Source organism: Kamptonema sp. UHCC 0994 (assembly GCF_029167235.1).
Taxonomy (GTDB): domain Bacteria; phylum Cyanobacteriota; class Cyanobacteriia; order Cyanobacteriales; family Microcoleaceae; genus Kamptonema.
On sequence record NZ_JARFTR010000271.1, the window covers coordinates 66,314 to 93,244 of the forward strand.

Annotated in this window: 29 protein-coding genes; 18 read left to right on the forward strand and 11 right to left on the reverse strand. The window is 43.1% G+C overall.

What is annotated here, in order from left to right; genetic code table 11:
* Window positions 1-187: 187 nt before the first annotated feature.
* The 6 genes from PY364_RS23750 (at window position 188) to PY364_RS23775 (ending at window position 6,699) form a co-directional block, all read left to right on the forward strand.
* A complete protein-coding gene (locus PY364_RS23750) occupies window positions 188-1,159 on the forward strand; it encodes an ABC transporter ATP-binding protein (RefSeq protein ID WP_275570173.1) in 972 nt (323 codons plus the stop codon).
* Window positions 1,160-1,252: 93 nt separating this feature from the next.
* A complete protein-coding gene (locus tag PY364_RS23755) occupies window positions 1,253-2,926 on the forward strand; it encodes a hypothetical protein (RefSeq protein ID WP_275570174.1) in 1,674 nt (557 codons plus the stop codon).
* 87 nt (window positions 2,927-3,013) lie between these two features.
* Window positions 3,014-3,166, forward strand: a complete 153-nt coding sequence (locus tag PY364_RS23760) for a hypothetical protein (protein WP_275570175.1) — start codon at window positions 3,014-3,016, stop codon at window positions 3,164-3,166.
* 124 nt (window positions 3,167-3,290) lie between these two features.
* Window positions 3,291-4,622 (forward strand): cytochrome P450, encoded by a 1,332-nt coding sequence (locus tag PY364_RS23765; protein ID WP_275570176.1) that lies wholly within the window; start codon window positions 3,291-3,293, stop codon window positions 4,620-4,622.
* A gap of 40 nt (window positions 4,623-4,662) precedes the next feature.
* Window positions 4,663-5,757, forward strand: coding sequence for a pyridoxal-phosphate dependent enzyme (locus tag PY364_RS23770; protein WP_275570177.1), 1,095 nt, complete (start codon window positions 4,663-4,665; stop codon window positions 5,755-5,757).
* 36 nt (window positions 5,758-5,793) lie between these two features.
* A complete protein-coding gene (locus tag PY364_RS23775; protein ID WP_275570178.1) occupies window positions 5,794-6,699 on the forward strand; it encodes an aldo/keto reductase in 906 nt (301 codons plus the stop codon).
* A 106-nt stretch (window positions 6,700-6,805) separates the two neighbouring features.
* Here the strand turns inward: PY364_RS23775 and PY364_RS23780 are convergent, their stop codons facing one another.
* The 7 genes from PY364_RS23780 to PY364_RS23810 form a co-directional block, all read right to left on the reverse strand.
* On the reverse strand, window positions 6,806-8,026 hold the full coding sequence (locus PY364_RS23780) for a hypothetical protein (RefSeq protein ID WP_275570179.1): 1,221 nt from the start codon (window positions 8,024-8,026) through the stop codon (window positions 6,806-6,808).
* Between the two features lie 48 nt (window positions 8,027-8,074).
* Window positions 8,075-9,469 (reverse strand): guanitoxin biosynthesis MATE family efflux transporter GntT, encoded by a 1,395-nt coding sequence (gntT, locus tag PY364_RS23785; RefSeq protein ID WP_275570180.1) that lies wholly within the window; start codon window positions 9,467-9,469, stop codon window positions 8,075-8,077.
* Between the two features lie 136 nt (window positions 9,470-9,605).
* Window positions 9,606-10,505 (reverse strand): CoA-binding protein, encoded by a 900-nt coding sequence (locus PY364_RS23790; protein WP_275570181.1) that lies wholly within the window; start codon window positions 10,503-10,505, stop codon window positions 9,606-9,608.
* Window positions 10,502-10,657: a hypothetical protein gene (locus PY364_RS23795; protein WP_343278700.1), complete on the reverse strand. Its 156-nt coding sequence runs from the start codon at window positions 10,655-10,657 to the stop codon at window positions 10,502-10,504. The genes PY364_RS23790 and PY364_RS23795 overlap by 4 nt, the downstream gene beginning before the upstream one ends.
* A 9-nt stretch (window positions 10,658-10,666) precedes the next feature.
* Complete coding sequence (locus PY364_RS23800; protein WP_275570183.1) at window positions 10,667-11,269, reverse strand: IS607 family transposase; 603 nt, start codon at window positions 11,267-11,269, stop codon at window positions 10,667-10,669.
* A gap of 139 nt (window positions 11,270-11,408) precedes the next feature.
* Window positions 11,409-12,662 (reverse strand): ATP-grasp domain-containing protein, encoded by a 1,254-nt coding sequence (locus PY364_RS23805; protein ID WP_275570184.1) that lies wholly within the window; start codon window positions 12,660-12,662, stop codon window positions 11,409-11,411.
* Window positions 12,663-12,796: 134 nt separating this feature from the next.
* Window positions 12,797-14,290: a glycosyltransferase family 2 protein gene (locus tag PY364_RS23810; protein WP_275570185.1), complete on the reverse strand. Its 1,494-nt coding sequence runs from the start codon at window positions 14,288-14,290 to the stop codon at window positions 12,797-12,799.
* Window positions 14,291-14,466: 176 nt separating this feature from the next.
* Between PY364_RS23810 and ebsA the strand changes: the two genes are divergently transcribed.
* The 5 genes from ebsA to PY364_RS23835 all read left to right on the forward strand — a co-directional run bounded on the left by ebsA (window position 14,467) and on the right by PY364_RS23835 (window position 17,942).
* Window positions 14,467-14,841, forward strand: a complete 375-nt coding sequence (ebsA, locus tag PY364_RS23815; RefSeq protein WP_007357646.1) for a type IV pilus biogenesis protein EbsA — start codon at window positions 14,467-14,469, stop codon at window positions 14,839-14,841.
* 309 nt (window positions 14,842-15,150) lie between these two features.
* Window positions 15,151-16,221: a phosphotransacetylase family protein gene (locus tag PY364_RS23820; protein WP_275570186.1), complete on the forward strand. Its 1,071-nt coding sequence runs from the start codon at window positions 15,151-15,153 to the stop codon at window positions 16,219-16,221.
* A gap of 201 nt (window positions 16,222-16,422) precedes the next feature.
* On the forward strand, window positions 16,423-16,926 hold the full coding sequence (locus PY364_RS23825; protein WP_275570187.1) for a DNA recombination-mediator protein A: 504 nt from the start codon (window positions 16,423-16,425) through the stop codon (window positions 16,924-16,926).
* A gap of 15 nt (window positions 16,927-16,941) precedes the next feature.
* Window positions 16,942-17,358: an MAPEG family protein gene (locus PY364_RS23830; RefSeq protein WP_343278702.1), complete on the forward strand. Its 417-nt coding sequence runs from the start codon at window positions 16,942-16,944 to the stop codon at window positions 17,356-17,358.
* A gap of 92 nt (window positions 17,359-17,450) precedes the next feature.
* Entirely contained in the window at window positions 17,451-17,942 is a 492-nt protein-coding gene (locus tag PY364_RS23835) for a YajQ family cyclic di-GMP-binding protein (protein ID WP_275570188.1), read from the forward strand.
* Between the two features lie 35 nt (window positions 17,943-17,977).
* Here the strand turns inward: PY364_RS23835 and PY364_RS23840 are convergent, their stop codons facing one another.
* On the reverse strand, window positions 17,978-18,400 hold the full coding sequence (locus PY364_RS23840) for a Fur family transcriptional regulator (RefSeq protein ID WP_275570189.1): 423 nt from the start codon (window positions 18,398-18,400) through the stop codon (window positions 17,978-17,980).
* 307 nt (window positions 18,401-18,707) lie between these two features.
* Here PY364_RS23840 and PY364_RS23845 point away from each other — a divergent pair, with 307 nt between their 5' ends.
* Window positions 18,708-19,280, forward strand: coding sequence for a peroxiredoxin (locus PY364_RS23845; protein ID WP_275570190.1), 573 nt, complete (start codon window positions 18,708-18,710; stop codon window positions 19,278-19,280).
* A 172-nt stretch (window positions 19,281-19,452) separates the two neighbouring features.
* The gene (locus PY364_RS23850; protein ID WP_275570191.1) at window positions 19,453-20,472 is read left to right on the forward strand and encodes an NAD(P)/FAD-dependent oxidoreductase; all 1,020 of its coding nucleotides are present in this window, start codon (window positions 19,453-19,455) and stop codon (window positions 20,470-20,472) included.
* A gap of 137 nt (window positions 20,473-20,609) precedes the next feature.
* On the opposite strand, the gene PY364_RS23855 is transcribed toward PY364_RS23850, so the two are convergent.
* Window positions 20,610-21,224, reverse strand: a complete 615-nt coding sequence (locus tag PY364_RS23855) for a Uma2 family endonuclease (RefSeq protein WP_275570192.1) — start codon at window positions 21,222-21,224, stop codon at window positions 20,610-20,612.
* Between the two features lie 127 nt (window positions 21,225-21,351).
* Window positions 21,352-22,650 carry a glutamate-1-semialdehyde 2,1-aminomutase gene (gene hemL / locus PY364_RS23860; protein ID WP_275570193.1) on the reverse strand — a complete coding sequence of 433 codons (1,299 nt, stop codon included), beginning with the start codon at window positions 22,648-22,650 and terminating at the stop codon, window positions 21,352-21,354.
* A 267-nt stretch (window positions 22,651-22,917) separates the two neighbouring features.
* Between hemL and hisIE the strand changes: the two genes are divergently transcribed.
* The 3 genes from hisIE to PY364_RS23875 all read left to right on the forward strand — a co-directional run bounded on the left by hisIE (window position 22,918) and on the right by PY364_RS23875 (window position 24,169).
* Window positions 22,918-23,568: a bifunctional phosphoribosyl-AMP cyclohydrolase/phosphoribosyl-ATP diphosphatase HisIE gene (gene hisIE, locus PY364_RS23865; RefSeq protein ID WP_275570194.1), complete on the forward strand. Its 651-nt coding sequence runs from the start codon at window positions 22,918-22,920 to the stop codon at window positions 23,566-23,568.
* 92 nt (window positions 23,569-23,660) lie between these two features.
* The gene (locus PY364_RS23870) at window positions 23,661-23,888 is read left to right on the forward strand and encodes a hypothetical protein (protein ID WP_275570195.1); all 228 of its coding nucleotides are present in this window, start codon (window positions 23,661-23,663) and stop codon (window positions 23,886-23,888) included.
* A gap of 11 nt (window positions 23,889-23,899) precedes the next feature.
* Window positions 23,900-24,169, forward strand: coding sequence for a type II toxin-antitoxin system mRNA interferase toxin, RelE/StbE family (locus PY364_RS23875; protein ID WP_275570196.1), 270 nt, complete (start codon window positions 23,900-23,902; stop codon window positions 24,167-24,169).
* Between the two features lie 25 nt (window positions 24,170-24,194).
* Here the strand turns inward: PY364_RS23875 and PY364_RS23880 are convergent, their stop codons facing one another.
* Window positions 24,195-25,451: an MFS transporter gene (locus PY364_RS23880; protein ID WP_275570197.1), complete on the reverse strand. Its 1,257-nt coding sequence runs from the start codon at window positions 25,449-25,451 to the stop codon at window positions 24,195-24,197.
* Window positions 25,452-25,482: 31 nt separating this feature from the next.
* Between PY364_RS23880 and ruvA the strand changes: the two genes are divergently transcribed.
* Window positions 25,483-26,106 carry a Holliday junction branch migration protein RuvA gene (gene ruvA / locus PY364_RS23885; RefSeq protein ID WP_275570198.1) on the forward strand — a complete coding sequence of 208 codons (624 nt, stop codon included), beginning with the start codon at window positions 25,483-25,485 and terminating at the stop codon, window positions 26,104-26,106.
* 317 nt (window positions 26,107-26,423) lie between these two features.
* The gene (gene rpsO / locus PY364_RS23890) at window positions 26,424-26,693 is read left to right on the forward strand and encodes a 30S ribosomal protein S15 (protein WP_272033180.1); all 270 of its coding nucleotides are present in this window, start codon (window positions 26,424-26,426) and stop codon (window positions 26,691-26,693) included.
* Window positions 26,694-26,931 lie beyond the last annotated feature (238 nt).

The following is a 26,931-nucleotide window of genomic DNA, read 5'->3' on the forward strand; positions in this document are numbered from 1 at the left end:
GCAGATACTCGTTTCAATTTCCGTAATACTATTGGCGATCGCTGGATCTAAAGGCTAGGCTAGCTGCTAACTACCTTTTTCCCATTTACTACCTCAAATATCCGGCTGCATAAGTCCCACTAGCTCAGACATATCTTAGTTCAGGTCAAGACTAAAACCGAAGTTCCATCCCCGTCACCCTAGAAACATGACAAAAGAACTCGCAATAGACACTCGCGGACTTACCAAGCAATTCGATCGCCATATAGCCGTCAACGACATTGACTTGCAAATTGCGATCGGCGAAGTTTACGGACTCATCGGGCCCAACGGCGCAGGTAAAACCACTCTCTTACGAATGCTAGCCACCGCCGAAGAACCAACGGCCGGCGAAATTTATATCAATGGCGATCGCCTCCTCTGCGACGAAAGCAACCCCACTCTTAAACAACGCCTCGGCTATTTACCCGATGACTTTCCCCTTTACGACGACCTCACAGTTTGGGATTATTTAGACTACTTTGCCCGACTTTATAACCTCCGAAATCCCCGCAAGCGAGAACGACTTTATGCAGTTCTAGAACTCGTCCAATTAGCCAATAAACGTAACAGCATTATTTCTACTCTTTCGCGAGGCATGAAACAGCGCCTCAGCTTAGCTAGAACCATCATTCACGAGCCACTTTTACTACTCCTAGATGAACCAGTTTCCGGCTTAGACCCCATCGCTAGAATGCAATTCCGCGAAATAATCAAAGCCTTGCAAGAAGCTGGCATGACTATAATTATCTCATCCCACGTCCTCAGCGACTTAGCAGAACTCTGCACCTCTGTTGGCATCATGGAACTCGGATATTTAGTCGAAAGTGCTCCTTTAAAAGAACTTTATAAACGTCTCAGCCGCCAGCAAATTTTCCTCTCTACTTTGGGTAAACTAGATGTACTCACATCTGAACTGAAAAATCATCCTTGGGTTGAAAGTTGGGAAATAGTACCGGAAACTGGTAGGGGTAGTGCCTCCGTGCCTACCCTGCGCGTACACTTTTCCGGCAATCGAGAAGATGCTGCAAACTTGTTGCGATCGCTCGTCTCTGCCAACATTCCCTTAACAGAATTTCACTGCACCCAAGAAGACTTAGAAACCATTTTCCTTAAAATGGGACACCAGCAAGCATCCTAAAAAAATGAAAAATGAAAAGTTAAAAATTAAGGCAAACATTCTTAATTTTTAATTTAATGTTTCCACCTTTACTTGATTCTGGAGAAAATGTCAATGTTATTAACCCTTGAAAGATTAGGAAACTGGAATCCCCAGCTATTTCGAGAAATCAAAGGTAGATTTAAAACCCGCAACATTGTCCTCGCAACAGGTATTTCCCTATTTGGGCAACTACTCTTGCTGATGTATCACTTCACTCAGCTACCAGTATTAAATCCTCTTGATAAATATTACCACAACCGCTACTGCACTGGTAATGATAAATCAGTCTACAGCGGGGCTAGCTGCTTCATACTCAATGGCAACTTTGTAATCGACTGGCAACAGTGGTGGCTAGATGTATTTATGTGGCTTAGTTTCCTGGGTATGTTTGCCTTACTAACTGCCGGCACTTTTATGCTAATCGGTGACTTAGAAAGGGAAGAAAAACGGGGAACACTTAACTTTATCCGCCTTAGTCCCCAGTCTACCCAAAGCATTTTTCTGGGCAAACTCTTAGGAGTTCCCAGTTTACTTTATCTAGCAGCCGCTTTAGCCCTCCCCCTACATTTGTGGTCAGGAATAAATGCCAAAATTCCACTTTCCTTAATCTTAACCTTAGAGGGATTAGTCATTGCCGCTAGTATTTTTACTTACAGTGCCGCCTTATTATTTGGCTTAGTAAGTTCCTGGCTGGGCGGATTTCAACCTTGGTTAGGAACCGGAACAGTCTTATTTTTCTCATTCGTTTTTAGTTTCAAACCAATTAGCAACGATGGATATGATTTGCTAAATTCATTTTCTCCTAGCACTCTCCTCCCCTATCTAATTCCTGAGACTTTTATCAAGACTCAAAGAATTTTTAATACTAACGAAGCCAGCTATTACCTCTCGCACTTGAAAGATTGGCAATGGTTTCACCTACCTATCGGTGCAAATGCTATTAGTACCGCCTGCTTTATCTTATTAAATTATGGTCTCTGGACAGCCTTAATTTGGCAAGCTTTAAAGCGTTATTTTCGCAATCCCAATGCCACTGCTCTTAGTAAAAAACAGAGTTATCTACTGATAGCTTACTTGACAATCTTGAATTTAGGATTGATTCTACAATCCTCTAGCACCCTATCCCAGTTATATTTTATCGGCTTCGGGATTGTGTTAGTATTCTCTGGCTTAATCGCCGCACTATCTCCACATCGACAAACTTTGCAAGATTGGGCGCGATATCGTCAAGAACGGTTGAAAACAGGAGTTAAGTATTCGTTAATACGGGATTTAATTTGGGGAGAAAAGAGTCCGGCTGTAGTTGCTATTGCTCTTAACTTATTGATTGTAGCTGCTTTATTTGTTCCTGCAACTCTAATTTTTGCTCAACCAGGAAATCGCAATCAAATTATCTTAGCCTTGCTTTATACCATCAGTTTCCTCTTGAGCTGTGCTACTATAGCCCAGTTTATGCTGTTAATGAAAACTTCCAAACGCTCCCTGTGGGCAGGAGGTGCAGTCGCAGCCGGAATTATCTTGCCCCCGATGATTTTAGGAGTTCTATCCATTAATCCGGGAGAAAAGGGAGGTGGTTTGTGGCTGCTAACACCATTTGCCTTAGATGCCATCAAATACGCATCCATAAATGCGATCGTTAGTACACTCCTAGCGCAATTTGCTTTCTTTGGTTTCTTAAACCTGCAATTGACTCGGCAACTGAAAAAAGCTGGCGAATCAGCTTCTAAAGCCCTGCTAAAAAGTTAAAAAATTAAGAATTAAAAATGGGGATGATTCTTCATTTTTAATTCTTAATTGAATGGCGCACTTTACTTGATTCTGGAGAAAATGTCAATGTTATTAACCCTTGAAACAATCGGTAACTGGAATCCTCAGCTATTTCGAGAACTCAAAGGCAGATTTAATTTTCGGAATATTGCCCTCGTCTCTGCTACATCTCTCCTGGGTCAGTTTCAGAACTTACGCATTGACAAAATAAATAAATAGTGATACCAATTGGTAGGAAGTAAAAAAATGTGTGTCGCGACAAAAAATCATTTGGTGGGATATCAGTGGTTGGAACGACATTGGATAAGGGAAAGAAAATTAGAGGGTTAGTGTAGTTAATTATATGAACCAAGTTGAAAGTTTAAAAACTCCTGCATGGTGGCAAAGGATTGAGTTAATTGTCTCTCCTATTGGCTACTGGGAAAGTGCATTTAAAAATCATCCAGAAGCTTTTTGGGCAAAAGGAATAGATTGGGGAAATCCTCTGATGATTTTTTATACTCCTCAAGCTGCTCAACAGATTATAGAAAATAGGAACAAAAATTTAGAAGTCGCCTCGTTTCCCAGTGAGTTAAGAGCAGTATTTGGCGATAATTCAGTAGTATCAAGAGAAGGCGAGCGCCACAAAATTTTGCGTAAAATATTGATGCCTCCTCTGCATGGAAAACAGGTACGTTCTTACGGAAAATCAATTTGCGATGTCACCGACCAAGTGATGCAGCAGTTACCAACCAATCAACCATTTTCAGCTTGGGAAGTTGCACAAGATATTACACTGCAAATTCTCATCGAGATTTTGTTTGGTGCTGCTAAAAAAGAACGCTATCAACAGATAAAAAATCTGGTAGCTTCTCTATTGAATTTATTTGCAGCTAAAACCGTCGGCTTTCCTCTGTTAAGAATTTTTTCCGAAGTTTTAGGCAAGGGAAACTTAGGGCAGAAATTCATCCAAACAAAGCAGGAAATCGAACAGTTGATTTATGCTGAAATGGCAGATCGTCGAACTGTTACAGAACTTGAAAAAACAGATATTTTGTCTCTACTGATGTCATTTCGTGACGAACAGGGACAGCCTCTAAATGATGTAGAAATATTGGATAATTTTTTAGCATTATCCACAGTAAGTGAGGGAGCTATTGCTGCAATTTGTTGGTCGTGGTACTGCGTTTACCGTAACTCAGAAATTCAGGATAAACTCCTTGAAGAAATCAAAAATTTAGAGGACTTTTCCGATCCAATTAATCTTTACCGTCTCCCTTATTTAACTGCTGTTTGCAATGAAACTCTACGAATGTATCCGGTTACAATGTTGATTCTGCCTCGCCGTGTTAAAACACCTACTGAAATAGGAGGTTACGAATTACAACCGGGAAATATAGTTTCTGTTAGTAATTATCTACTCCATCGGCAAGAAAGTTTATATCCAGAACCGAACAATTTCAAGCCAGAACGCTTTCTTGAGCGTCAGTTTTCTGTCTATGAATTTCTGCCCTTTGGTGGCGGGAGTCGGAGTTGTCTTGGGGCAGATTTGTCTATGTATTTAATGAAGCTAATTTTAGCAACTATTGTGTCTGGCTATCGACTGAAATTAGCCGATAACCAGTTTATAAAACCTCAAAATAGGAATACGATTTTAACTCCGGTTGGTTTGCGGTTAGTGAAGCAAGATTTTTAAGTGAAAATTTGAAATCAGTATCCCGAATATAGAGGTTAAAATGAAGAAAGCACCCCACCCACTCGATTGCCCCTCTCAATTCAACCATCAGCAATATACGTTTCCTAGTTACCAAGACATTATAACTGCCAGGGATACTATTTATCCATACATTAAAACAAGCCCACTGAGATTATTGCACGCAGATATATCTCAAGATCAAAAGGTATATCTAAAAACCGAAAATCTCCAAATCAACAACTCTTATAAAATCAGAGGCGCTCTCAACGTCATTTCCCATCTGCTCGATACAGAGGACAAAACCATCTTTCGCTCTGGCATTGTCACTGCAAGTTCTGGCAACTTTGCCTGCCAACTAGCCTATTCATTAAATATACAACAAGTAACTACAGAGTTGACACTTGTGGTGCCAACATTTGCATCTCAACAGAAAATCACCAAAATTCGTGAGATTTACGATAACGTCCGTATTGTCAAATTGGAGCCAAACGACTGGATCGAAATTATTTTGAAAAACAAATTCGACCCTCACACTCTGAAAATTGTTGAAGGTTCCCTTAATCTAGATACCTTGCCTTTTTACATATCAACCGCTACTAATTTTCATGTGATAGCGGGAAGCGGAACTGTCGGATTAGAAATCATTGACGAAATTGACGATCTAAATAATACTTGTGTCATCATTCCTTATGGTGGAGGAGGATTGACAATTGGCGTTGCGACTGCAATGAAACACACCAATCCCAATATCAAGTTCTTTGCCTGTGAAGTTGAAACTGGTGCGCCACTGAAAGCGTCTCTGGAAAACGGTACCCCCACTTATGTTTGCTTTGAACCTAGCTTTGTTGATGGCATCGGCAGCGTTACCGTTATTCCCTATATGTTTGAGGAAGTTAAGACCCTCATCGAAGATAGCCTAGTCGTCAGCCTTGACGAAGTTGCCAATAGTATAAAATTGCTTTATGATGACTATGGAATGGTTAGTGAAGGGGCTGGCGCTTGTAGTGTCGCTGCCTATTTGAAGTATAAAAATACATCTTTAAAAGACTTTAAAAAGGTTGTTTGCCTGATTACGGGCGGAAGTATTGAGCCTGGGATATTCCAGAGTTTAATTAACAAACCTTGCCTTGCTTAACACATTTTCACAGCATTAGCATTTGATTATAACACTATGTTCTCTCCGCATATTTACCTTTCAAACAACGCGAGTATACCAAGAGTCGGCGTAGGACTTGCGTCAGTCGAGAATCCCGAAGATCTGGTTTATCAAGCTCTAAAGAACGGTATCAGACTGATTGATACTGCTTCAATTTACAAGAAGGATAGGGAAGTTGGCAATGCCATCAACAAAGCAATAAGCGATGGCATCACCACAAGAGAGGAGATATTTCTCGTCTCCAAACTTTGGGTGCATGAAAAGGATGATCCCCTAAAAGCGCTGGAAAGACAATTGAAAGAGTTAGGTCTAAACTATGTCGATCTATATCTAGATCACTGGCCAATGCAGGTTTTCACAAGAGACGGACAACTGGTGAAAGTACCCACTCACATTGTATGGAAGGCAATGGAAAACCTTGTGGAAAGGGGTATGTCAAAGGCGATCGGCATAGCGAATTACAATGTCCAGAGAATAATGGATTTATTAAGTTATGCGGAGATTTCACCGTCTGTGTTGCAAGTTGAGGTGAATCCATACTTTCATCAAAGTAGCCTAATTAATTACTGCCGCAGTAATAACATTGCCGTTATGGGCTACAATTCTTTATGCAATGCGAAATACATTTATAAGTTTCAGCCTGATTTCAGTCTTAATCTCTTTGAAGAGCCTCTTATAAAGGCACTAGCAGAAAAATACCAAAAGACTCCAGCACAAGTGATTTTGAATTGGGCTGTATCTCAAAATATTGTAGTGATTCCCGGCACTTCCCATCCGTCGCGTATCTTTGAAAACCTCGATGTGTTGTCCTTTGGACTAACCAGCGAAGAACTTACCAAGCTTAAGTCGCTAGACAGAAATATCAGGTGCAATGACTCAACCAAGTGGGGATTTTTTGAAGGAGTCGATTTTTTCGCGTAATTGATAAGTAAATCCACCTAATTAAACATAAGATCGGGATGGCTAAAAAGCTGACTGTATAAACATTCTTCCTTCTTCCTTCTACTTAATTTTATTGCTATTATGTTTACTCAATAAAATTTTTGATATTTTTGATGATCTCAATTGGGGTTTCCCCAACTCCTCTCATTTTTGAAATATCCTGTCCTTTCATAATACCTGGCTTCTCCATAAATTCGATTACAAGTGCTTTGTGTACCTGATAATATCTGCGTAGGTTCGCCAAACACTTTTCAAAGCCTTCTGCTGTCTCATCGAACTCTTTTAGGCGATACATGATTGAAGTATTGCCTACCAATTCTACAAAGTCTTTGTGAGGTTTTCTGAATCCCGACCTTAGCTCATGTTCGTATTGCTTCATGCTTTCCGGGTACTCAATGCCTAACATTTTTTTTAGAAGAAATACACTAGGATCTTGTCCAGATGATGGGCCGACGTATTTGAGTTTTGAATCATCGTTATCTCCCAACTGAACCCCGCCCTCATTTGCATAAGCGGAGTATCCTCGGAAATAAAATCGCATATCGTCGAAAAAAACCAGCGGCTCCATTTTGCTGAAGAGTAACTGCATTTGACCTGAAGAGAACTCGATTATATCTGCTAATTTGTTGAGGTATTCGTTGATTAAATGTACATCCGCTCTGGTAAAATCTCTAAAACTGATTTCTTTGCTTTCATCATTTAAGTATTTGTAGCAGATATTGTTTAAGTCGTAGCACATATCGATCAAAATGATGAGCGAGCGAGTTGATAAATAATTAGCCTTGAAAAAATATGCTTCTGAGGGAGTATCTGTGAAAGAATATAATAATTGTGTATTATCGTAGGAGCAGGGGGCTTCCCGATCTACCATTGCGATCCCGTGAATTGGAGCCCAAAGGCAATAGATTTCTCGAATACCAAGCAGATTACCAGTATAGGAATAAGGCATCCATAATTGAGGAGGAATCCTTCGGTATTCTGCATCTATCGTGTGAATGTAGGCGTTTGTTAGGTAGGCAAAGATTGCAAAAACCTTTGTTGCTTTTGCGGCACTATCCAGATCCTTTAAATCGTCTTCCCCGAAACTCAGTTTATGAATTTCTGGAATGAAGGTCTTATTTTTGAGAAGTTCTGCTATATGGCAAACCAGGTCATGGCATTGTTCAAATTTGGGAGGTAGAGCAACTTCCAAATTATCAAAATATGACATAAAGCCTGTAGTAAGGTCTATTTTGTGATTAGTTAATACGGCATCGTAGCGTTCGCGAGAACTGTATATTAGTTGGCTAGATGAGAGTATATTCATAATTTTAATTAGTAAAATTGACAAGAGTAGATAGTTAGATTGGCGACATTAATCAAGAGAGGGTATTGCTTCAGGATCGTCCTGAAGAGTTTTTGGCACTTGAAGGGCGATCGTTTCAGGATCGTTCTGAAGGGTTCTTGGAACTTGGATGGCGATCGCTACCATTTTAGTTGCCATAAACCCCGATAGCGCCAGCCACAAAATTTGGTTACTATGAGATTGCCATGCCCAGACTGCTAAGGGTGCAAATCCCAATAAAGCACCACATAAAGTGGCGTTACGGATAGGTTCACCTTCCGCTAAACCTCCGAAATACCCATCCAGAATACTACTAATAGCCTGACATCCTAAAACGAGGATTAACCAAGGAGCATAAAGTTTGATTGGCAGAGTAACCTCAGTATGGTTAGATAATAAACCAAAGACAGTTTCAGGAAAAAGGATGCACGCTCCGGCGATGGAAAGTCCTAATGAGAGGCTGGTTCCTAGAGACAACTGCAATAAGGGTATAAACTGGTCGTTAGCTGTTTGACCTTTAAAGTTTCCAGTCAGGGTTTCGGTGGTAAAAGCAATTCCATCCACTAAAAATATACTTAGCAATATTACCTGCAAGAGTAGAGCATTTTCGGCAAAAATCATTGTACCCATTAAAGCACTAAGACTACCGAAAGCAGCCATAGTGGTCATATTGGCTAAAGAGCGGACAAAAATATTGCCATTGAGGGTAAAGGTAGATTTAAAAGCTAACCAATCCCAAAGCTTTTGGAATGCTGTTTGTAGCTCTTTGAACTCGATATCTCGACTTGCCAAAACCAGCCCCACTAACAACATTAAATATTGACTTAGAGCCTGAGCAATTCCGGCTCCCATGCTTGCCCACTCCCATTGGATAATGTAGAGGTAGTCAAACGCCACATTAGCAGTGTTGCCCACTAAAGACATCAGCAACACTTTGCCACTCATTTCTCGTCCCAGCAGCCAACCAATGAGAACGTAATTGAACAAAACCGCAGGCGCTCCCCAAATTCTGGCATTGAAATAGTCAATACCTGAAGCTTTAACTTCTGGAGTTGCACTGACTATGGCAAACCACAGTTCTCGGATGGGGTATTGTAATATCAAGATCGCCACACCTAAGCCCAAAGCTAACAATCCATTCCGTAGTCCCACTAGCAGCATTTCTTCGTGGTGATTGCATCCAGCCGCTTGAGCAGTAACTCCAGTGGTTCCCATCCGTAAAAAGTAAAAAATGACGTAGATGTATTCAAATAGGATGCCAGCAAGGGCAACTCCAGCTAAATGATCGATTTCTTCTAGGTGTCCTAAGAAGGCTACACTAATTAAACCCGCCAAGGGCACCATGATGTTGGAGGCAACGTTGGCGAGGGTTAGCCGAAAGAAGCGTTTGATAAAGTCATATTCGGAAGGAAGATTTATATTCATTCATTTTTTAATTGAATGCGATCGCATTGAACAGTTCATTTTGCTCCATAGTTTAAATTTAGAACTTCCCATATCTGAAATCTATCGTCGCATTAAGTTTTAGGGATTGGCAGGTTGTCACCCCCCTAGCTAACAATTAACCACTCTTTTTAAGAGCCTTTTTCACTAATTCTGGAATCTGAGAAATCCGCTCAGCAACAGGTATTTTTGCCTCTTGAAAAGCCGCAATTTTGCTTTCCGCCGTGCCTGCCTCTGTTGTCTGCACAGCAGCGCGAGAACTAATTAAAGTACCCGCATGGCCCAAAGGTTGACCCTTTGGAGCATAACGACCAGCGATGTAAGCAACTACAGGCTTATCGATCGCCTCCGCAATGTAAGAAGCCGCCGCCTCTTCGCTTCCACTACCAACTTCCCCTACCAAAACGATCGCATCGGTATTATCATCCTCATCTAAAATTTGCAGCCATTGCATAAAAGATGAGCCCACAATCACATCGCTACCAATACTCACCCCAATCGACTGTCCCAACTTTGCATTAGTAAGTTGTAGGGCAATTTCATAAGTTAGGGTACTGCTGCGGCTAATCAATCCCACCGGGCCTGGAGTGTAAAATTCCCTCGGATGGGTGCCCAGCAACAACTTATCTGGCACAATGATCCCCGGACAATTGGGCCCGACAACCAGAGTTTCCGTTGCCTCTGCTTTTCTAACTAAGCGCACCATATCCAGGGGAGGTACGCCCTCTGTGACAATTACGATCTGCTGTATGCCAGATGCGATCGCCTCTAAAGCCGCATCCAAAACCCAATAAGGGTGTACGAAAATTACCGAAGTGTCAATCTTGCCAAAAGCAGACAGCGCTTGTTCCACAAGGTCAAAAACTGGAATTCCGTGCAACTCCTGTCCCCCCTGACCGGGGCTCACTCCCGCCACTACATTCGTCCCGTAGGCTTTCATCATCAAGGCAGCTTGAGTTGAGGCGGGAGATTCTGTAATGCCTTGCACTAGAACTTTGGTCTGTGGAGTTAAATTCATAGTTGAATGCCATTTGACAGTTGACGGTTGACAGTTGACAATTGACCGCTCACATTCAAATCTTCGATGGGAATGTGAGCATATTTTTGGCTAATTTCTGTCGTAGTTTTCTGTAAGAAATCGCGGCGCACATTAGCAGTTTTCGCATGAATCTTATTTGGTTAAAGCTTTTGAGCAATTTCTTTGAGCTCTGTAATTATTTGCTTGTTTTTATGGCTTCTACTACCATAGAGTCGAGCAGAAAATACAGTGATAATCTCCAACACATCTTTAGCTAAGTCTTCTTCAAAAGAAGCATCTTCAGTCCTATTGATGATCACAATTTCCGTGCCAAAATGTTCGCACAAACTAAAAATTAACTCAGAGCCAAATCTTAATAGTCTGTCTTTGTGGGTAAGCACTAGCCTTTCTACTTGATTGTCGGTAATCATCCTAATTAATCGTTGTAAACCTCGCTTACTATAATTAACTCCCGAACCTAAATCTTCAATTACTTGGAACTGCCAACCATGAGTTGAGCAAAACAACTCTAAAACTTGTTTTTGCCGCTCCAAATCGTTTTTTTGGTCATGGCTGCTAACTCTGGCATAACATACGGTTAAGGCACTATCAGGTTTTATGTCTAAAAGCTGATTCATACTATAACGCCTGTGACCATTAGCAGTGCGTTCTGGGATTAATTTGCCTTCAGACTCCCATCGCCTCAAGGTTGAGACGCTTACACCTTTTAGCTGGGCGGCTTCAGAGATGCTTAACTTACTCATGCAGCTATTCTAGCGCAGTTTTTAGATAGATATAGGGAGGTTTAGGTAAAATTTTGTAAACAGTTAATACCCCCTGACACCCAACAGAGAGAAGTCAACAGCAAACACCCAACAGAAGGAAATCAACAGCGAACAGTGGCTATTTAGCCAAGGATACAGCTTGTGCTACGGCTTCATCCAACTTTTCTATCAATTGCACTGATAGCCCCGATAAACGCTCTCTAGTTGCGTCCAGTTGGTCGCCCACTAAGCGGAGTAAAATCTGCGGAGTGCGGTTAGCACGAGCTTTTCGTTCTAGATAAGCCGCGATCGCCAGCGTTATTTCCTCACTAGCAGCAACAGTACCCAAAATATTAACCAATACAACCTTAACGCTTTTATCCTGACTCACTAACTCTAAACCCCTTTCTAATCGCTCCCGCAGTCCATCTGTTAGTTCATAGCGCTCAAAGGAACCCAAATTCAAGAAATTAGCTGGCTTTCCCTTAGCATGAGTTACAGCATCCAGCGTCGCCATTGTCAGACCAATTCCATTGCACAAAATTGCGATATTCCCCTCAAGTTCCACCAAATTTAATTGAGAATTAGGATTTGGCGGCTGCGGATTAGAATTAGCCTCAAAAGGCGATCGCACCACCTTCGAGTCATACCTTCGCAACCCAGAGACTACGGACTGGGAACTCTCCCCCACTCCCTTGCTCCCCCGCCCAAGAGCTCCGCCGCTCCCAAGTCGCTTCTTACCGACCAATCCAGCCAAATCTAAATGTCGCCCCAGAGCCTCATCATTAGCAGTTACTTTACCATCTAGAGCCATCACTTCACCCAACTTGCTAATGCCCAGAGGATTAATTTCCACCAAATCCAAATCCTTCTCAACAAATAACTGATACATCTTCTCCACGATCGCGCTCACCGACTGAATCAGCCCTCCCTGCAATCCCATTTTTAGCGTTAATCGTCTAGCATAGAAAGGTGAAAAATCTTGATCTACAATCACCTGCTGCATTTGAGCGATCGCCGCCTCTACATTAATCCCCCCTTGCTTAGAACCCAGAAGTACCGGCCGACGAGCAACAGGATCTAACAGCACAGCTAGGTATAATTCTTGGTCAACATCATACTTTGCCTCAGCCAGCAGCACTTCCGGGTACTCATCCATAATCGGCAAATTAAAAATTGTCTGAGCCGCCGCCACCGCATCAATCGTATTTTCCACAAACTTGATGCCCCCCGCCCGACCCCTACCACCTGCTCGCACCTGGGACTTTAGTACAACAGGATAGGGAATTTTCAGCCCCTTCAGGTCTGTCGCATAATCAATCCGCTGCGATGGCAACACAGGAATCGCCATTTCCCTAAATAATGCTTTAGCTTGATATTCTAATAAATCCATTATTTTTAATTTTTAATTGCTAATTGCTAATTGCTAATTGCTAATTGCTAATTGCTAATGGTTAGTAGTTAGTGGTTAGTAGTTATTAGGAAAATACGACTCAAAACCAAAGACTAGCAATTAGCCATTAGCCATTAGCCATTAGCCGTATCAGTACCTTGATGAATAGTTTTCACCCATTTTAGCTGCTTAGGCCGCACCGAAATCCGAGCCGTCACACTACCAACAACTACCAACCAGTGCAACATATACAGCGTACCGCGCATGGTTTGCAGCAAAGTCACAAAAACATTAGAAACAGCAAATTTCGTCTGCCTGCGAGTACGGCGCAACCCAATAAACATTCCCACCAAAGACAAAGTAATAGTCATCACAGTCAGAGGGCTAGTTATCGGCAAACGGCGTAGGACAATCGACATCAAAGTATCAGGCAACGCCACAGTAGGTAAAAGATATTGCGTTACCCAAAACCCAAACAAATCCCAAGTTTTCCCAGTCCCCATCCGGTTGCGAACAATCAACCGCCAGTAATCCAGATAACGTTGATAGCCGCCTTCTGCCCAGCGATTCCGCTGATGCCACAAAGCTAAAGCATTAGTAACACCTTCTTCCAGCACAGCCGGAAAAGCTAAAAATTCAATATCCCACTTATCTAAATGTAGTCGAATTGTTAAATCCAAATCATCAGTAATCGTCTCCTCATTCCAGCCCCCACAGCCCTCCAGAGCACTGCGTCGGACAAACTGACCATTGCCCCGCAACTCTCCAATCCCACCAATAGCAGTCCGTTGCTGCTGGAAAAAACTATCGAGAGCCATCTCCGACTCTTGGCCGCGAGTCCAAAAATTTAGGGGAGCATTCGCGATCGCCTTTCGCACCTGCACCGCCCCCACCTGTTCCCGTTCAAACATCGGCAGCACCCGCCTCAGCAGATCCGAAGTCACGATCGCATCAGCATCAAACACCGCCAATATTTCCCCTTTAGTCATCGGTAACACTTGATTGAGCGCTCCCGACTTACCCCCACTGGCATCTGCCCCTCGGCGAAAGACACGCAACTGAGCGTACTCTTTAGCCAACTGTTCCAATACCTGTGGAGTTTTATCCGTGCTGCGATCGTCAATCACCCAAAGTTCGTATCGGCTAGTTGGATAATCTATATTGCAGAGCGTCTTGACCAGATCGCGAATAACCGCCTCTTCATTTTTAGCAGCTACCAGCAGCGAGACATAAGGCCAATTCTGCCGATCTTCATCACTCTCCGCACTCAAAGGCTCCGCTATAGATTGCGGCTTAGCAAACAAAACCCTACAGGCGTGAATCCATAACAAGCCTGTCAAACCCCAAACTATCCACGAGCCCCAAGAGACTAAGTGGAGAGTAATAGTACCACCCCAGATCATAGTCAAAGCTACAGCCGCTTTGCCTCTGCGCCCCTGGTATAAATTTTGAGGGAAAAAAGGTGAAAAGCGGACATCGGAAGAGGAAGAGAGAGGAAGAGCGGGAGAAGGGAGGATTCCCTGACTCCTTCGCTCCTCTGCCATTCCCTGTTCCTCCTGAGCTAACTCAGAAATATCTAAGCGAAGTTCGCTTATGGAATCGCTGTCTGGCCAAGAACTATCCTGCATAGGTAACAAGATTTAACCACCAATAGGTTCAGAATTTTAGGGACAAGTATCCACTTTACCAGTTTGTCGGCTTTTAGCTCTACTGGTTATTGGCAAGGTCAGCCTGCGAATCCTAGTATAGTTGGGTTGTGGAGTTTCCATTCAAAAATTGAGATTAATTCTTAGGAGATCCAAATATGTCTATTCCTCAACTGAAGCCAGCCGATGAGAAAGAGGCAAAAGTCTACGCGCCCTTTTGCCAGGAAACAAGGCGAAGATTTTTACCTTTAGCTATTAGCCTCTACAAGCTTAAAAGTTTAGAAGGAGCGCGGAAAATCGATGGGGGCGAGGATATTCCTTTTGTTGCTAGCTGGAATGTATCGTCGCTACCGATTGACTTGACTCGCTGCCGGGTACTTTTTGACGGCAATGCTGAGCTTAGTTATGAAGTTACTTTACAAAGTTCGGAGTTTGTCAATTTCTTAATCGACGTACTCCTAACTTTTCAACGCACTCGCACGGTGGATTTCTCTAAAGGATTTTACCGCAAGCTGATGCGCCTTGATGATTAAATGGGAGCAGGGAACGGGGGGACTGGGGGAGGATGGGGAGATGAGGAAATGGCTTAGTTGGACTCCCAAAGCAATGATTTATCCTTCCCTATGCCCCCCTTAATCAAAGTGGTGTATCATAAAATTTGAGCTTGGGAAGCAAATGCCTACCATCAAAAAGCCATCAAAACAATTGTTAGAAGGCTCTATCCGGGCAATTGCCAAATTTTTCTCGTAATTGATAGGGCGAAATTTGGCTGTTAGCTGCGAATTTTGGTAAAAAAAAATGAATTTGTCCAAATTTACAGGTGGAAATTGAGGAGTGAGGGCGTGGCGAAATCCACCAATTATTTGCTAATTGGATCGACTGAAGCTTATAGCGGCAAGTCTGCGATCGCCTTGGGAATGGCTGGTCAGTTCCAGGCAAAAGGACTGACAATCGGCTATGGCAAACCCCTAGGAACCTGTTTCAGTGACGATCGCGCTGATGGGGCAGACGAAGACGTGCGATTCGTGGCCCAAACATTGAAGCTTTCAGACAGCCAGTTGCAGCCAACTCTGCTGTCGCTGGACGAAGTTACGATTCACAAACGGCTACGAGGCGAAGATCGAACTGATTACCGCCAGTCTCTAGCTCGCCACGCCCAAGCACAAGCCCCTGGCTTGGTGCTGTTGGAGGGGCCGGCTAATTTGGAAGAGGGCAGTCTATTTGACTTATCCGTACCTCAAGTGGCTGAGACAGTAGATGCCTCTGTGCTACTGGTGGTACGCCCGATTTCCCAATTTGTCGATGCTTTACTCTCGGCTAAGCGGCGTTTGGGCGATCGCTTAGTTGGTGTTGTAGTTAACGACGTTCCCTCTGAACAGCTAGAAGTAGTCACAGGAATGGTGCGACCATTTTTGGAAGCTCAAGGTATTCCCGTATTGGGAATACTCCCCAGAAGTGCTTTACTTCATAGCGTTAGCGTTAACGAACTGGTGCGGCAGTTAAAAGCCGATGTCCTCTGTCGTTCCGATCGCTTGGACTTGATGGTGGAATGTCTTTCTATTGGTGCGATGAACGTCAGTTCCGCTCTAAAATATTTCCGCAAAGCGAGAAATATGGCAGTAGTCACGGGAGGCGATCGCACGGATATTCAACTAGCAGCCCTGGAAAGCTCGACCCAGTGCTTGATTTTGACCGGGCAACTCCCCCCTTCTCCCCTGGTTCTCAGCAGGGCCGATGAGGTTGAAATTCCCGTTTTGTCCGTTGATTTGGATACCCTGACAACGGTGGAAATTATCGATAAAGCCTTTGGCAGTGTGCGCCTGCACGAACCGATTAAGGTAGAGTGCATCACTCAGTTAATGACAGAGCATTTTGACATTGACCGACTAATAGCCTCTTTAGGTCAAGTGTAAACGTAGGGGAGATGGGGGAGCGAGGGAGCAGAGGAGCAGGGGGACAGGGGGACAGGGGAGCAGGGGAGAGATTTCCGTCTTCCATCTCCCCTGCTCCCCCATCTCCCTCTACGCCTCTACCCTGCTCCTTAGATTAAAAGTTCAAAAGCTGCCAGACCTGCTAAAATTTACAAGGTTGTTATATTTAACTTGATACAATCTTTGAGTCAATCAATTGAACTACCCAAGGTAGATGATTTTTTACAAGAACTCGTCGCGATCCAGCAAACCGGCTCAAAACGGATTGCATTATTAGGATCTCGCCATGTTCCTATTACCCATCAGCAACTAATTGAGATGCTGAGCTATGCGCTAGTTCTAGGAGGCAATCAACTAATTACCTCCGGGGCTACAGGCACAAATTCAGCAGCCATTCGGGGAGCCATGCGGGCCGATCCCAACCTGCTGACAGTGATTTTGCCTCAAAGTCTGAGTCGCCAGCCTAGAGAGTCTCGCGAACAACTCGATCAAGTAATTCACTTGGTAGAAAATCCCAAAAATGATGCTTTGTCTTTGGGAGAAGCAAGTGCCATGTGCAATCAGGAGATTGTTTCTCGCTGTCAACAGCTAATATGCTTTGCGTTTCACGAAAGCCACACCCTATTGCAAACTTGTCGGGATGCGGAAGATCAACGCAAAGTTGTTACTCTGTTCTATTTTGATTAAAAGACAAAGCGAATGATGCTTCTGCAATTACCTGTATCGACAATTCTGCTCGATTCTATTGCAGCGGGAGCTGTGTTAGTTTACGCACCGTATTTAGTCGTGGCCTATGGGCGTTTGCAAGTAGGCTACGATTTAAATGCACCCCGCGCTATGTTTGATAAGTTACCTGCTTATGCTCAGCGAGCAACATGGGCTCACCAAAATTCGTTTGAGACGTTTGTTGTCTTTGCAGCGGCGGCTTTAATGGCTTATGCGACTGGTCAAAATTCGGATCAGGCTGGTTGGGCGGCGCTTGTTTTTGTGATAACGCGGCTGTTATTTTCAGTTTTTTATATTCTGAATGTACCGCTGGCGCGATCGCTAATGTTTGGGATCGGTTCTTTTTGCACTGCCACTTTATTTATTCTCAGTTTGATAACTGTTAATGGTTAACTGTTAACTGTTAGTTTTAGGTTATACTTTACTACTAACAATTACCAATTACCAATTACCAATTACCAATTACCAATTACCAATTAAAATTTATGGCTTCCACATATTCATTTGATATTGTCAGTGACTTCGACAAGCAAGAATTAGTCAATGCTGTTGACCAAACCGTGCGTGAAATCCAAAGTCGCTACGACTTGAAAGATACGAAAACGACCGTAGAATTGGGCGAAGAGGCAATTAATGTAAATACGGACAGTGAATTTACCTTAGATGCCATTCACACGATTTTGCAAACAAAGGCAGCTAAGCGTAACCTGTCTCTGAAAATTTTTGACTATGGCAAAGTCGAATCTGCTAGCGGTAGTCGGGTTCGCCAAGAGATTAAGCTGAAAAAAGGAATTGCCCAGGAAATTGCCAAACAAATTAATAAGTTAATCCGTGACGAATTCAAGAAAGTTCAATCTTCAATTCAAGGCGATTCAGTACGGGTTTCTGCTAAATCTAAGGATGAATTGCAATTGATTATTCAACGCTTGAAAGAGGAAGATTATCCGGTGGCGCTGCAATTTACTAACTATCGTTAGGAAGACAGTTAATAGAAAGAAATTAGAAAAATCAATCACTCAACGTCACAGCGATCGCAAACACCGTAAACAGTCACCTCATAACTATCAACCTTCAATCCTGGGCGTAGTTGGTGTAAATCAATTCCCTGAAACTGATCCCAGGCAATATCCTCAATCTCACCACAACACTTACACCGAAAATGATGATGGGGTACAATGTTGGCATCGTAGCGGCAAACACCCTCATCTAGCAAGACCTCTCGCACAAGTCCAGCATCTCGAAGAGTTTGCAGAGAAGTGTAGACAGTTGCTTGAGATGACGTTGGTGCATTCTGATTAAGATCGCACAAAATCTGCTCTACCGTTGGATGATCGGCACGGGTAAGTAAATTTGCATAGACAGCAAACCGCTGAGGAGTAACCCGTAATCCCTTAGACTTTAACGTTTGAACAATCCTATCCGCTTCCTGCTGCATACTAAACTTACTCCAAATGCCGTCCAGCCTTGCTTCCAGTTCTCCTTACCAAAGAAGACCTCACTATATCCCTGTATATCAGATGACCCACTTTTATATCCTAGCAGTGATTTTTTGGAAAAGCAATTATTTCTGAATTTTTATTATAACTAGGTATTTATTACTATTGACTTATTCTTAAATCAGAATTATTCTTAGTTAGTACAGCAAAAATCTTCTGCCTTGAGAAGATTTTGGTCTTGTGGGTGTGCTTCACATACCAGCAAGAGGCTGTAAGTTGTGTTCAAACCACTGGAGAAAAGTAAATATGGCTGAGATTAAATCTGTACCAAGTGTTGTTTTCAAGACTCGCGTGCGTGATGAGTCTGTAGAAGGCTCTAACCCTTATCGTTGGGAAGATAAAACAACTGAACAACTTTTTGCGGGCAAAAAAGTTGTTGTTTTTTCACTACCAGGAGCATTTACACCAACCTGCTCATCCAACCACTTACCTCGCTACGAAGAACTCTATGATGAGTTCAAAGCTCAAGGTGTTGATGCAATTATTTGTGTATCAGTAAATGATGCCTTTGTCATGTTCCAGTGGGGCAAAAGTGTCGGAGCAAAAAATGTATTTTTGCTACCTGACGGCAGTGGTGAATTCACTCAAAAAATGGGAATGCTAGTTGACAAATCTAACATAGGATTTGGTCAGCGTTCTTGGCGCTATTCGATGCTAGTCAATGACTGTAAGATTGAGAAGATGTTTGTGGAGCCAGGTTTGGCAGATAACTGTCCTACCGATCCCTTTGAAGTTTCTGATGCTGATACAATGTTAGCTTACCTTAAAGGAGCTACTTCTACTGGTGTTTCTGCACCTCGTTTAGCCTTTGTTGGTTAATTGTTAATTGTTAACGGTTAACTGTTAATTGTTAACTGTTAACTGTTAACTGTTAACGGTTAACTGTTAACTGAGAAGTTGTTTTTACCTTGTACACAATTAGCAATTAGCAATTAGCAATTAGCAATTAGCAATTAATCCTTTTTCCCTGTCCCTAATTCAGTAAAATTTTATGAAACTATCTAGCAAAAATCTTGATGCTTCGCTTGAGACTATTTATGATGCCATTATTGTTGGTGGTGGTATGGGTGGATTGTCCGCAGCAATCTATTTGGGTCGCTATGGACTTAAATGCTTAGTAATAGAAAAAGGTAAAGGTAGATCGCTATGGATGCAGGATTTGCGTAATTATTTAGGACTCGATCCTCATACACCCGGTAGAGATATATTGAATCATGGAACTAAACAAGCATTAGACTGGGGTGCAGATCATCTTCGAGGTTATGTAGAAGAAGTAACCGATGAAGGAGAGACATTAGCGGTACGGGTAAAGGTAGGAAAAAAAGATAGTATTTATCCTGTATTTCGGAGTAAATATCTAATCGCAGCATCGGGGATAATGGATAATTTACCTGAAGTTGAGGATATGCAGAATCTTTATAATTATGCAGGTTATACGCTTCACGTCTGCATGATTTGTGATGGTTTTGATATGTGGGATCAGAAAGCAGTTTTGATTGTTAATTCCGAATCTCAAATCAATGCAGCTTTTGTGTTGAATTGGTTTACTCCTTATATTTCGGTGCTAACTCATGGTTTGTGTGAGGTGAGCGATACAATGAGACAGAAGCTTGCGGATCATGGATATCCTTTATATGAGTCCCCCATTGCTCGTTTTTTGGGTGAAAAACATCAAATGAGCGGTGTGGAATTAAAAGATGGTACGGTAGTTGAGGCGACGACTGGTTTAATTAGTATGGGTTCGGTTTACCATAACCATTATTTAAAGGGAATTGAGGGGTTAGAGTGGGATGGTGAGAATTTAGTTACTAATGAGATGGCGCAAACTAGCCATAGTCGAATTTTTGCCCTTGGTGATTTGAAGAAGGGATTAAATCAGGTGTCAATTGCTGTTGCTGATGGTACTTTGGCCGCTACTCAAATTTGGCGTAATATTCGTCGCGCTAGTGCGCCTCGTAAGTGGGAAGAGAATCTGGTTAAGAGTGAAAAAGAAGTTGAAACTCCTGTCTAATAGAAAGTCCTCTTAAGAAGACTAGGACTTACCCACTATAACCGTGTTGCAAGGGTTTGGGTTTGCTTCGTACCCTCGCAACTTAGGCTTCGCTGGGATCGCAATGACAGAATAGCGTTAACGTGCGATGCGAATTCCTAGCCTGCTCGAAAAATCTGTTCAACTGTTAAGTTCAACTCTGGAAAAGCCAGCGACTCAACCCTCTCGCTTTCCCTAAACTGTTTAACCTGATACTCCCCGTCTACCAGTTGGCAAACTGAGAGGGTGGGTTGTTTAGGATTGCCGATAAACTTGCGGCCACCTAAACCGAGGTAGTCCACAATCCAGTATTCGGGAATGCCCATTTCCTCATAGTCGGAAGCTTTGAAAAAATAATCATCCCGCCAGTTTGTGCTGACAACCTCTACAGCCAGTCGCACGGTCGCCCCCATCGTGATGATAGATTCTTTCTTCCAACGCGGTTCGTTTAAGAGCGCGGTTCGGTCTAAGACAATTACATCTGGCTGATAACCTGATTCGTTACGGGCGGGTTTAAGTAGGCAATCACCAGGGATGGAGTAAACCAATTGCGATCGCCTGATTTCAAAATTGATTTCACTGGAGATGAAACCCGTAACGTCGGAATGTTCGCCAGTTCCTAAAGGCATTTCAACAATTACTCCGTTGTGTAGTTCGTAGCGGCTGGCAGAGTTCTCTGGATACCAGGCCACGAACTCATTAAACGTGACTGTTTTGGGTATGGCTTGGAGCATGGTTTTGCAGATAGAATTTGGGGAAAATAATTATAACGATCTCCCCCTACTGCTACTTAAAAAGGGAGACTTTGAACTCTCGCTCCCCCCTCCTTAAGAAAGCAAAAAGGGGGGTTAGGAGGAGCAATTACAAACTAGCCATCACCTCACGGGCCGCCGCCAAAGTCCGGTCAATATCCTCATCAGAATGAGCAACAGAAGTAAATCCAGCCTCAAATTGCGAAGGAGCAAGATAAATTCCTCGCTCTAACATTCCGCGATGAAAACGGCTAAATTTGCCTAAATCAGACTTCTTAGCATCTTCATAATTGTGAACTGGGCCGCCAGTGAAAAATAAGCCAAACATCCCGCTAATTTGGCCGCCGCAAGCAGCAATACCAGTTTCCTTAGCAATTTTCAGCAATCCTTCCGACAACTTTTTAGTAATTTTATCCAACTGCTCATAAGTCCCTGGTTTTTGCAGCAATTCCAAAGTCTTAATCCCAGCAGTCATCGCCAAAGGATTACCCGAAAGCGTACCTGCTTGATACATTGGGCCAGAAGGAGCGACCATTGCCATAATATCTTTACGGCCACCATAAGCGCCCACTGGTAAACCGCCACCGATGATTTTACCAAGGGTTGTTAAGTCGGGAGTCACGCCGAATTTTTGTTGAGCTCCGCCGTAAGCAATGCGAAAACCGGTCATCACTTCGTCAAAAACTAACAGTGCTTTGTTTTCCTTAGTAATCTCTCGCAAGCCTTCCAAAAAGCCGGCATCCGGTACAATAAATCCGGCATTACCGACAACTGGTTCTAGAATTACGCCTGCTATCTCGCCGGGATTGGCTGCAAACAGCGCTTTGACAGCTTCCAAATCATTGTAGGGAGCATTTAAAGTGTTGATGGTGACAGATTTGGGTACACCAGGGGAGTCGGGTAAGCCCAGGGTGGCTACGCCAGAACCCGCCTTAACCAAAAACATATCCGCGTGACCGTGATAACAACCTTCAAATTTAATGATTTTATCGCGTCCAGTAAAAGCTCTCATCAGCCGCGAAACGGCCATGCAAGCTTCTGTCCCGGAGTTGACAAAGCGCACCATTTCAATGCTGGGAACGGCATCAATTACCATTTCTGCCAGGACGTTTTCCAAAGCTGAGGGAGCTCCGAAACTGGTGCCTTTTTCTAAGGAGTCGCGCAGGGCGTTGATGACTTCTGGGTGGGCGTGACCGCAGATAGCTGGGCCCCAAGTACCTACGTAGTCGATATACTGGTTGCCATCAACATCCCAGATATAGGCTCCTTTTACTCTATCAAAGACGATGGGCTGTCCGCCTACTGATTTGAAGGCCCGCACTGGGGAACTAACGCCTCCCGGCATCAATTTTTGGGCGGCTGCGAAAATTTCTTCGGATTTTGTAGTTTTCAAGGTTGTGGAAACCAATGTTTTCTCCTTAATGAGGGTTTCTAGTGGATAGAATGTTTGAATGGGAGCTGAGGATAGGGGTGAAAGCGGATGAGAGAAACTATATTAGTTGATCTTCTGATACAAACCAATCGCTGGCAATCCCTAGCTTGATTTTTCAGTGCTTGATGGTAGGCGGGTGTTTTGCGGGTCTTGCGGGGCTGAGGCAGCTTGTCAAGACTAATGCCAGCATTTAATTCAGAATGATATTCTAGAAGGTCAGCCCTCTCTTTTGAAGCTTTAAATATGTCTGCTCCCGATTTAGCTGCTTTGAGCCAATCAATCCCGGTTGAGAAAATTCGGTACAACGAGCAGGGTTTAGTGCCTGCGATCGTTCAAGATTATTTGGATGGTACGGTGTTGATGATGGCATGGATGAGTCGGGAATCGCTACAAAAGACTCTGGAAACTGGGCAAACTTGGTTTTGGAGTCGTTCTCGTGGGGAGTTGTGGCATAAGGGGGCGACTTCGAGTCATGTTCAGAATATTAAGTCTGTGCGTTATGACTGCGATAGTGATGCTTTGCTGTTTACGGTGGAACAGGTGGGAGATGTTGCTTGCCACACGGGGGAAAGGAGTTGTTTTCATCGGGTGGATGGCGAAGTTGTCGCGCCGCCTGGGGATGCGCTGTCTCAGTTGTTTGAGGTGATTTGCGATCGCCGCGATCGCCCTATAGAAACATCTTACACCTGCAAGCTATTTGAGGGTGGGGATAATAAGATTCTTAAGAAAATTGGCGAGGAGTCGGCGGAGGTGGTGATGGCTTGTAAGGATGATGACAAGGATGGGATAGCTTCAGAAGTCGCCGATCTATTGTATCACACTTTGGTGGTGTTGGCTTATCATCAGGTTGATTTGAGAGCAGTTTATCGGAAGTTGGAGCAACGGCGAAAGTAATGCTTACTTGTTCGTTGTTGATAGTTAGTTGTTAGTTGCTCTCACAGAATAACAATGATTGAAAACGCAAATATCCTTAATCCCTATTTTCCATGAATACTCTCGACCAAGTGCTAGAAACTGCGTTAAAACTGCCTTACGAGCAGCAGGAAATGTTGATAAAAATTCTGCAAAACCGTCGCCACGAAAGTTGCCGTGCAGAGATGGCTACGGATGCTCAACAAACTTTGGCTGATTTCCATGCAGGCAAATTTAGTTCTCAGTCAGCTAAAGATGTTATTACTACTTTACGCGACTCTTTGAGCGAGACAGAAGTATGAGAGCGTTGGTTTTGACCACCAAATTTAAACGAGCATTCCGTAAGTTTGTTAGGAGAAATCCTGAGATTCAGCAACGTATTGAAGAAACTCTGCAACAAATGGAAGTAGATGTATTTGCTCCCAATTTGGGTACTCACAAACTTAGTGGTAAACTGGAAGGTCTTCAGTCTTGCTCTTGCGGTTATGATTGTCGCGTGCTTTTTTCCATTGAACAGGAAACTGAAACGAATAGTGAAGTTATTGTTCTGCTTGACATAGGAACCCATGATGAGGTGTACTAACAGCTTTATAATTGGTTATTCAAATCTATTTCTTCAACATTTGCTCAAGTTGCTGTAAAATCAAGATAGCAACTCCCACACTTAAAGCTATACCCAACCAAAAATTATCTCCGATCACTTTCCCTTTATCTAAAGCCCAACCGCCCAAAGGTGGCCCGATTAAATAACCAATTGCCCAACACTGGGAATTAATTGATAAATAAACACCGCGCAAAGATTCTGGGGCTAAATCAGCTACAATTGAAGAAGCCGCAGGAGTATAACTAACAATAGCAATTGACAAAATACCTAAGCCTAAAATTGCCAAAAAAATGTTACCACTATGAGCAATTCCCGTCATCCCAATCAGGATAAATCCTATACCCCATAAAAGGGCCGAAATTACTAGGGCTCTAGTGTGACTAAAACGCTTAAAAGCGCGGGCAATTGGCAATTGGCAACTGACAAGTAAAATTGTATGCCAAGTAAATAATGCCGTCAGTGTACCAGGGGAAAAACCTTTTCCTGATGGGGCTGCGGGGATAAAATTGCTAAGATAAAGAGGGATTGTACTTTGGGTTTGGGAGATGTAAAGAGTGAAGAGAATATTTACTAAGACATAAACTAGGAGACTCCGATCCTGTAAGGCAATTTTCCAGCCATTTTGAATTTCATCTGTCCCCACTGGTAAATCTGAAATCTTGGGTTTGTAGGTTTCAGTAATTGTAAAGTAAACTAATACAAAAAATATCAAAAATGAAATGCCATCAATTATAAATAGCGCCCAATAAGCGCCAGTCAAAGTAATTAATAATCCTCCTAAAATAATTCCTACTTGTAAGCCTAAATTATCAGCCAATCGTGTTAAGGCAAAAGCTTCTCTGCGTTCTTCTCCCTCTGTTAAATCGGCGATTGCGGCTTCAGTTGCCGGCCAATATAAACCCACTCCCAAACCCATTAAAACATTACCTAAAACTAGCCCGGTAAAATCTTTGGCAGTTGCTAACATAAAAGAAGCTACAGCAGAAATAATTGCTGACATTAACAAAGTGCGACGACGGCCCCAAACAGGAGAATCTGACAACGAACCGCCCAAAATGCGGGCTAAAATTCCAGAAACTTGAGCACTACCTAAACCTAAACCGACAGCAGTAGCAGATAAACCAAGTTGATTGACAAAAAATATGGGAGCATAAAATAAGGTAAAACCAGTGCCAGTGTGGGATAAAAAGCGACCGAATGCTAGAATCCAGACTTGAGAACCCAGTTGCGGAAGCCAAGATGGCAATTGATGTTTAGACATGGCTTTAAATTTTAAATAGGACTTAGTAGTAATGATTAATTATCTCAAAGGTACAGTAGCAGACATTCAAAAAGGTAACAATCGCGTGATATTGATTCTAGAAGTCAATCAAATTGGTTATGAAGTACAAATTTTGCCTCGAATGACGGGACAATTGCCGGCGATGGGGGAAGTGGTGCAAGTTTTTACTCACCAACAAGTTAAGGAAGACCAAGTGGTATTATACGGTTTTATTTCCGGTGCGGAGCGAGATTTATTCCGGCAATTAGTAAGTGTTAGCGGTATTGGGGCACAACTCGCGATCGCACTTTTGGAAACTTTGGGATTGCAAGACTTAGTTCAAGCTATAGTAGGGGGTAATACTCGCATTTTGGCCAAAACTCCCGGTGTTGGTAACAAAACTGCCGAACGCCTTGCTTTGGAATTGAGAACTAAACTATCAGAATGGCGTAATCAAGAGGGTTTGTCAACATCTGTACCTGCGGGAGTCAGTTCAGTTATTCAAGAAGAAGTTGAGATGACTTTACTCGCTTTGGGATATACTGGCGCGGAGGTAATGCAGGCATTACAGGCTCTGAGTCAAGATCCGAGTTTGTTAAAGAAAGGTAATGCGGAAGATTGGATTCGAGAAGCGATCGCTTGGTTGAGTAGATAAATGGGATGGTAAGGGAAAGCTATTGACAATATCCCGGCGATTGAAATCGCGTCTACACAAACAAAGTCCGCCTACGCGGACTAATGAGCTCGATATACTTTTGCAAGAGAGCTCTTGTCAGATGAGCTTTTCAGTCAGTTTTAACTGACTTTCACCTTTGAGATGGGGGTTAAAACTCCCAGTGGCTTAAAGAGAATGGTGTCAGATACGATCGGATGTGCTTCCCCTGACAAAACGATCGCAACTGCAAAATTTCAGAGCCCTTGTGATATTATTAGGGATTGTCGCATTAGTACAGTAAAACATAAATTCCATTCATGGCACTAACACAAGAGCGCAAACAAGAAATTATGGGTCAATATCAAGCCCATGAAACCGATACAGGATCGGCCGACCTACAAGTAGCCATGCTGAGCGATCGCATTAGCAAACTCAGCGCCCACCTGAAAATCAACCAAAAAGATTTTTCTTCCCGACGCGGTTTAATGCAGTTAATCGGTCGCCGCCGCCGCCTGCTAAGCTATATCCAGAAACAAGATAGAGCTCGCTATCAAGCTTTAATTGCTCGCCTCGGCATTCGCGGCTAGAGTCTGAATATGGCAACCGCCAAAGCATTTAAGACACTCGCTTATTGCTGAAACCCGCTTATTCTTTTCCCTTCTTCCCTAGCCCCTAGCCCCCAGCCCCCAACCCCCTCTTCTTCCCCCAACCCCCCTCCCCCACACCCCAACCCCCTCTTCTTCGTCCCTCAAAACCTCTAAAAAACCGTTTCCCCTTGAAACCGCCCTAAAAATCAAAAAAAAAACAAAAATCACCCCCGAAACA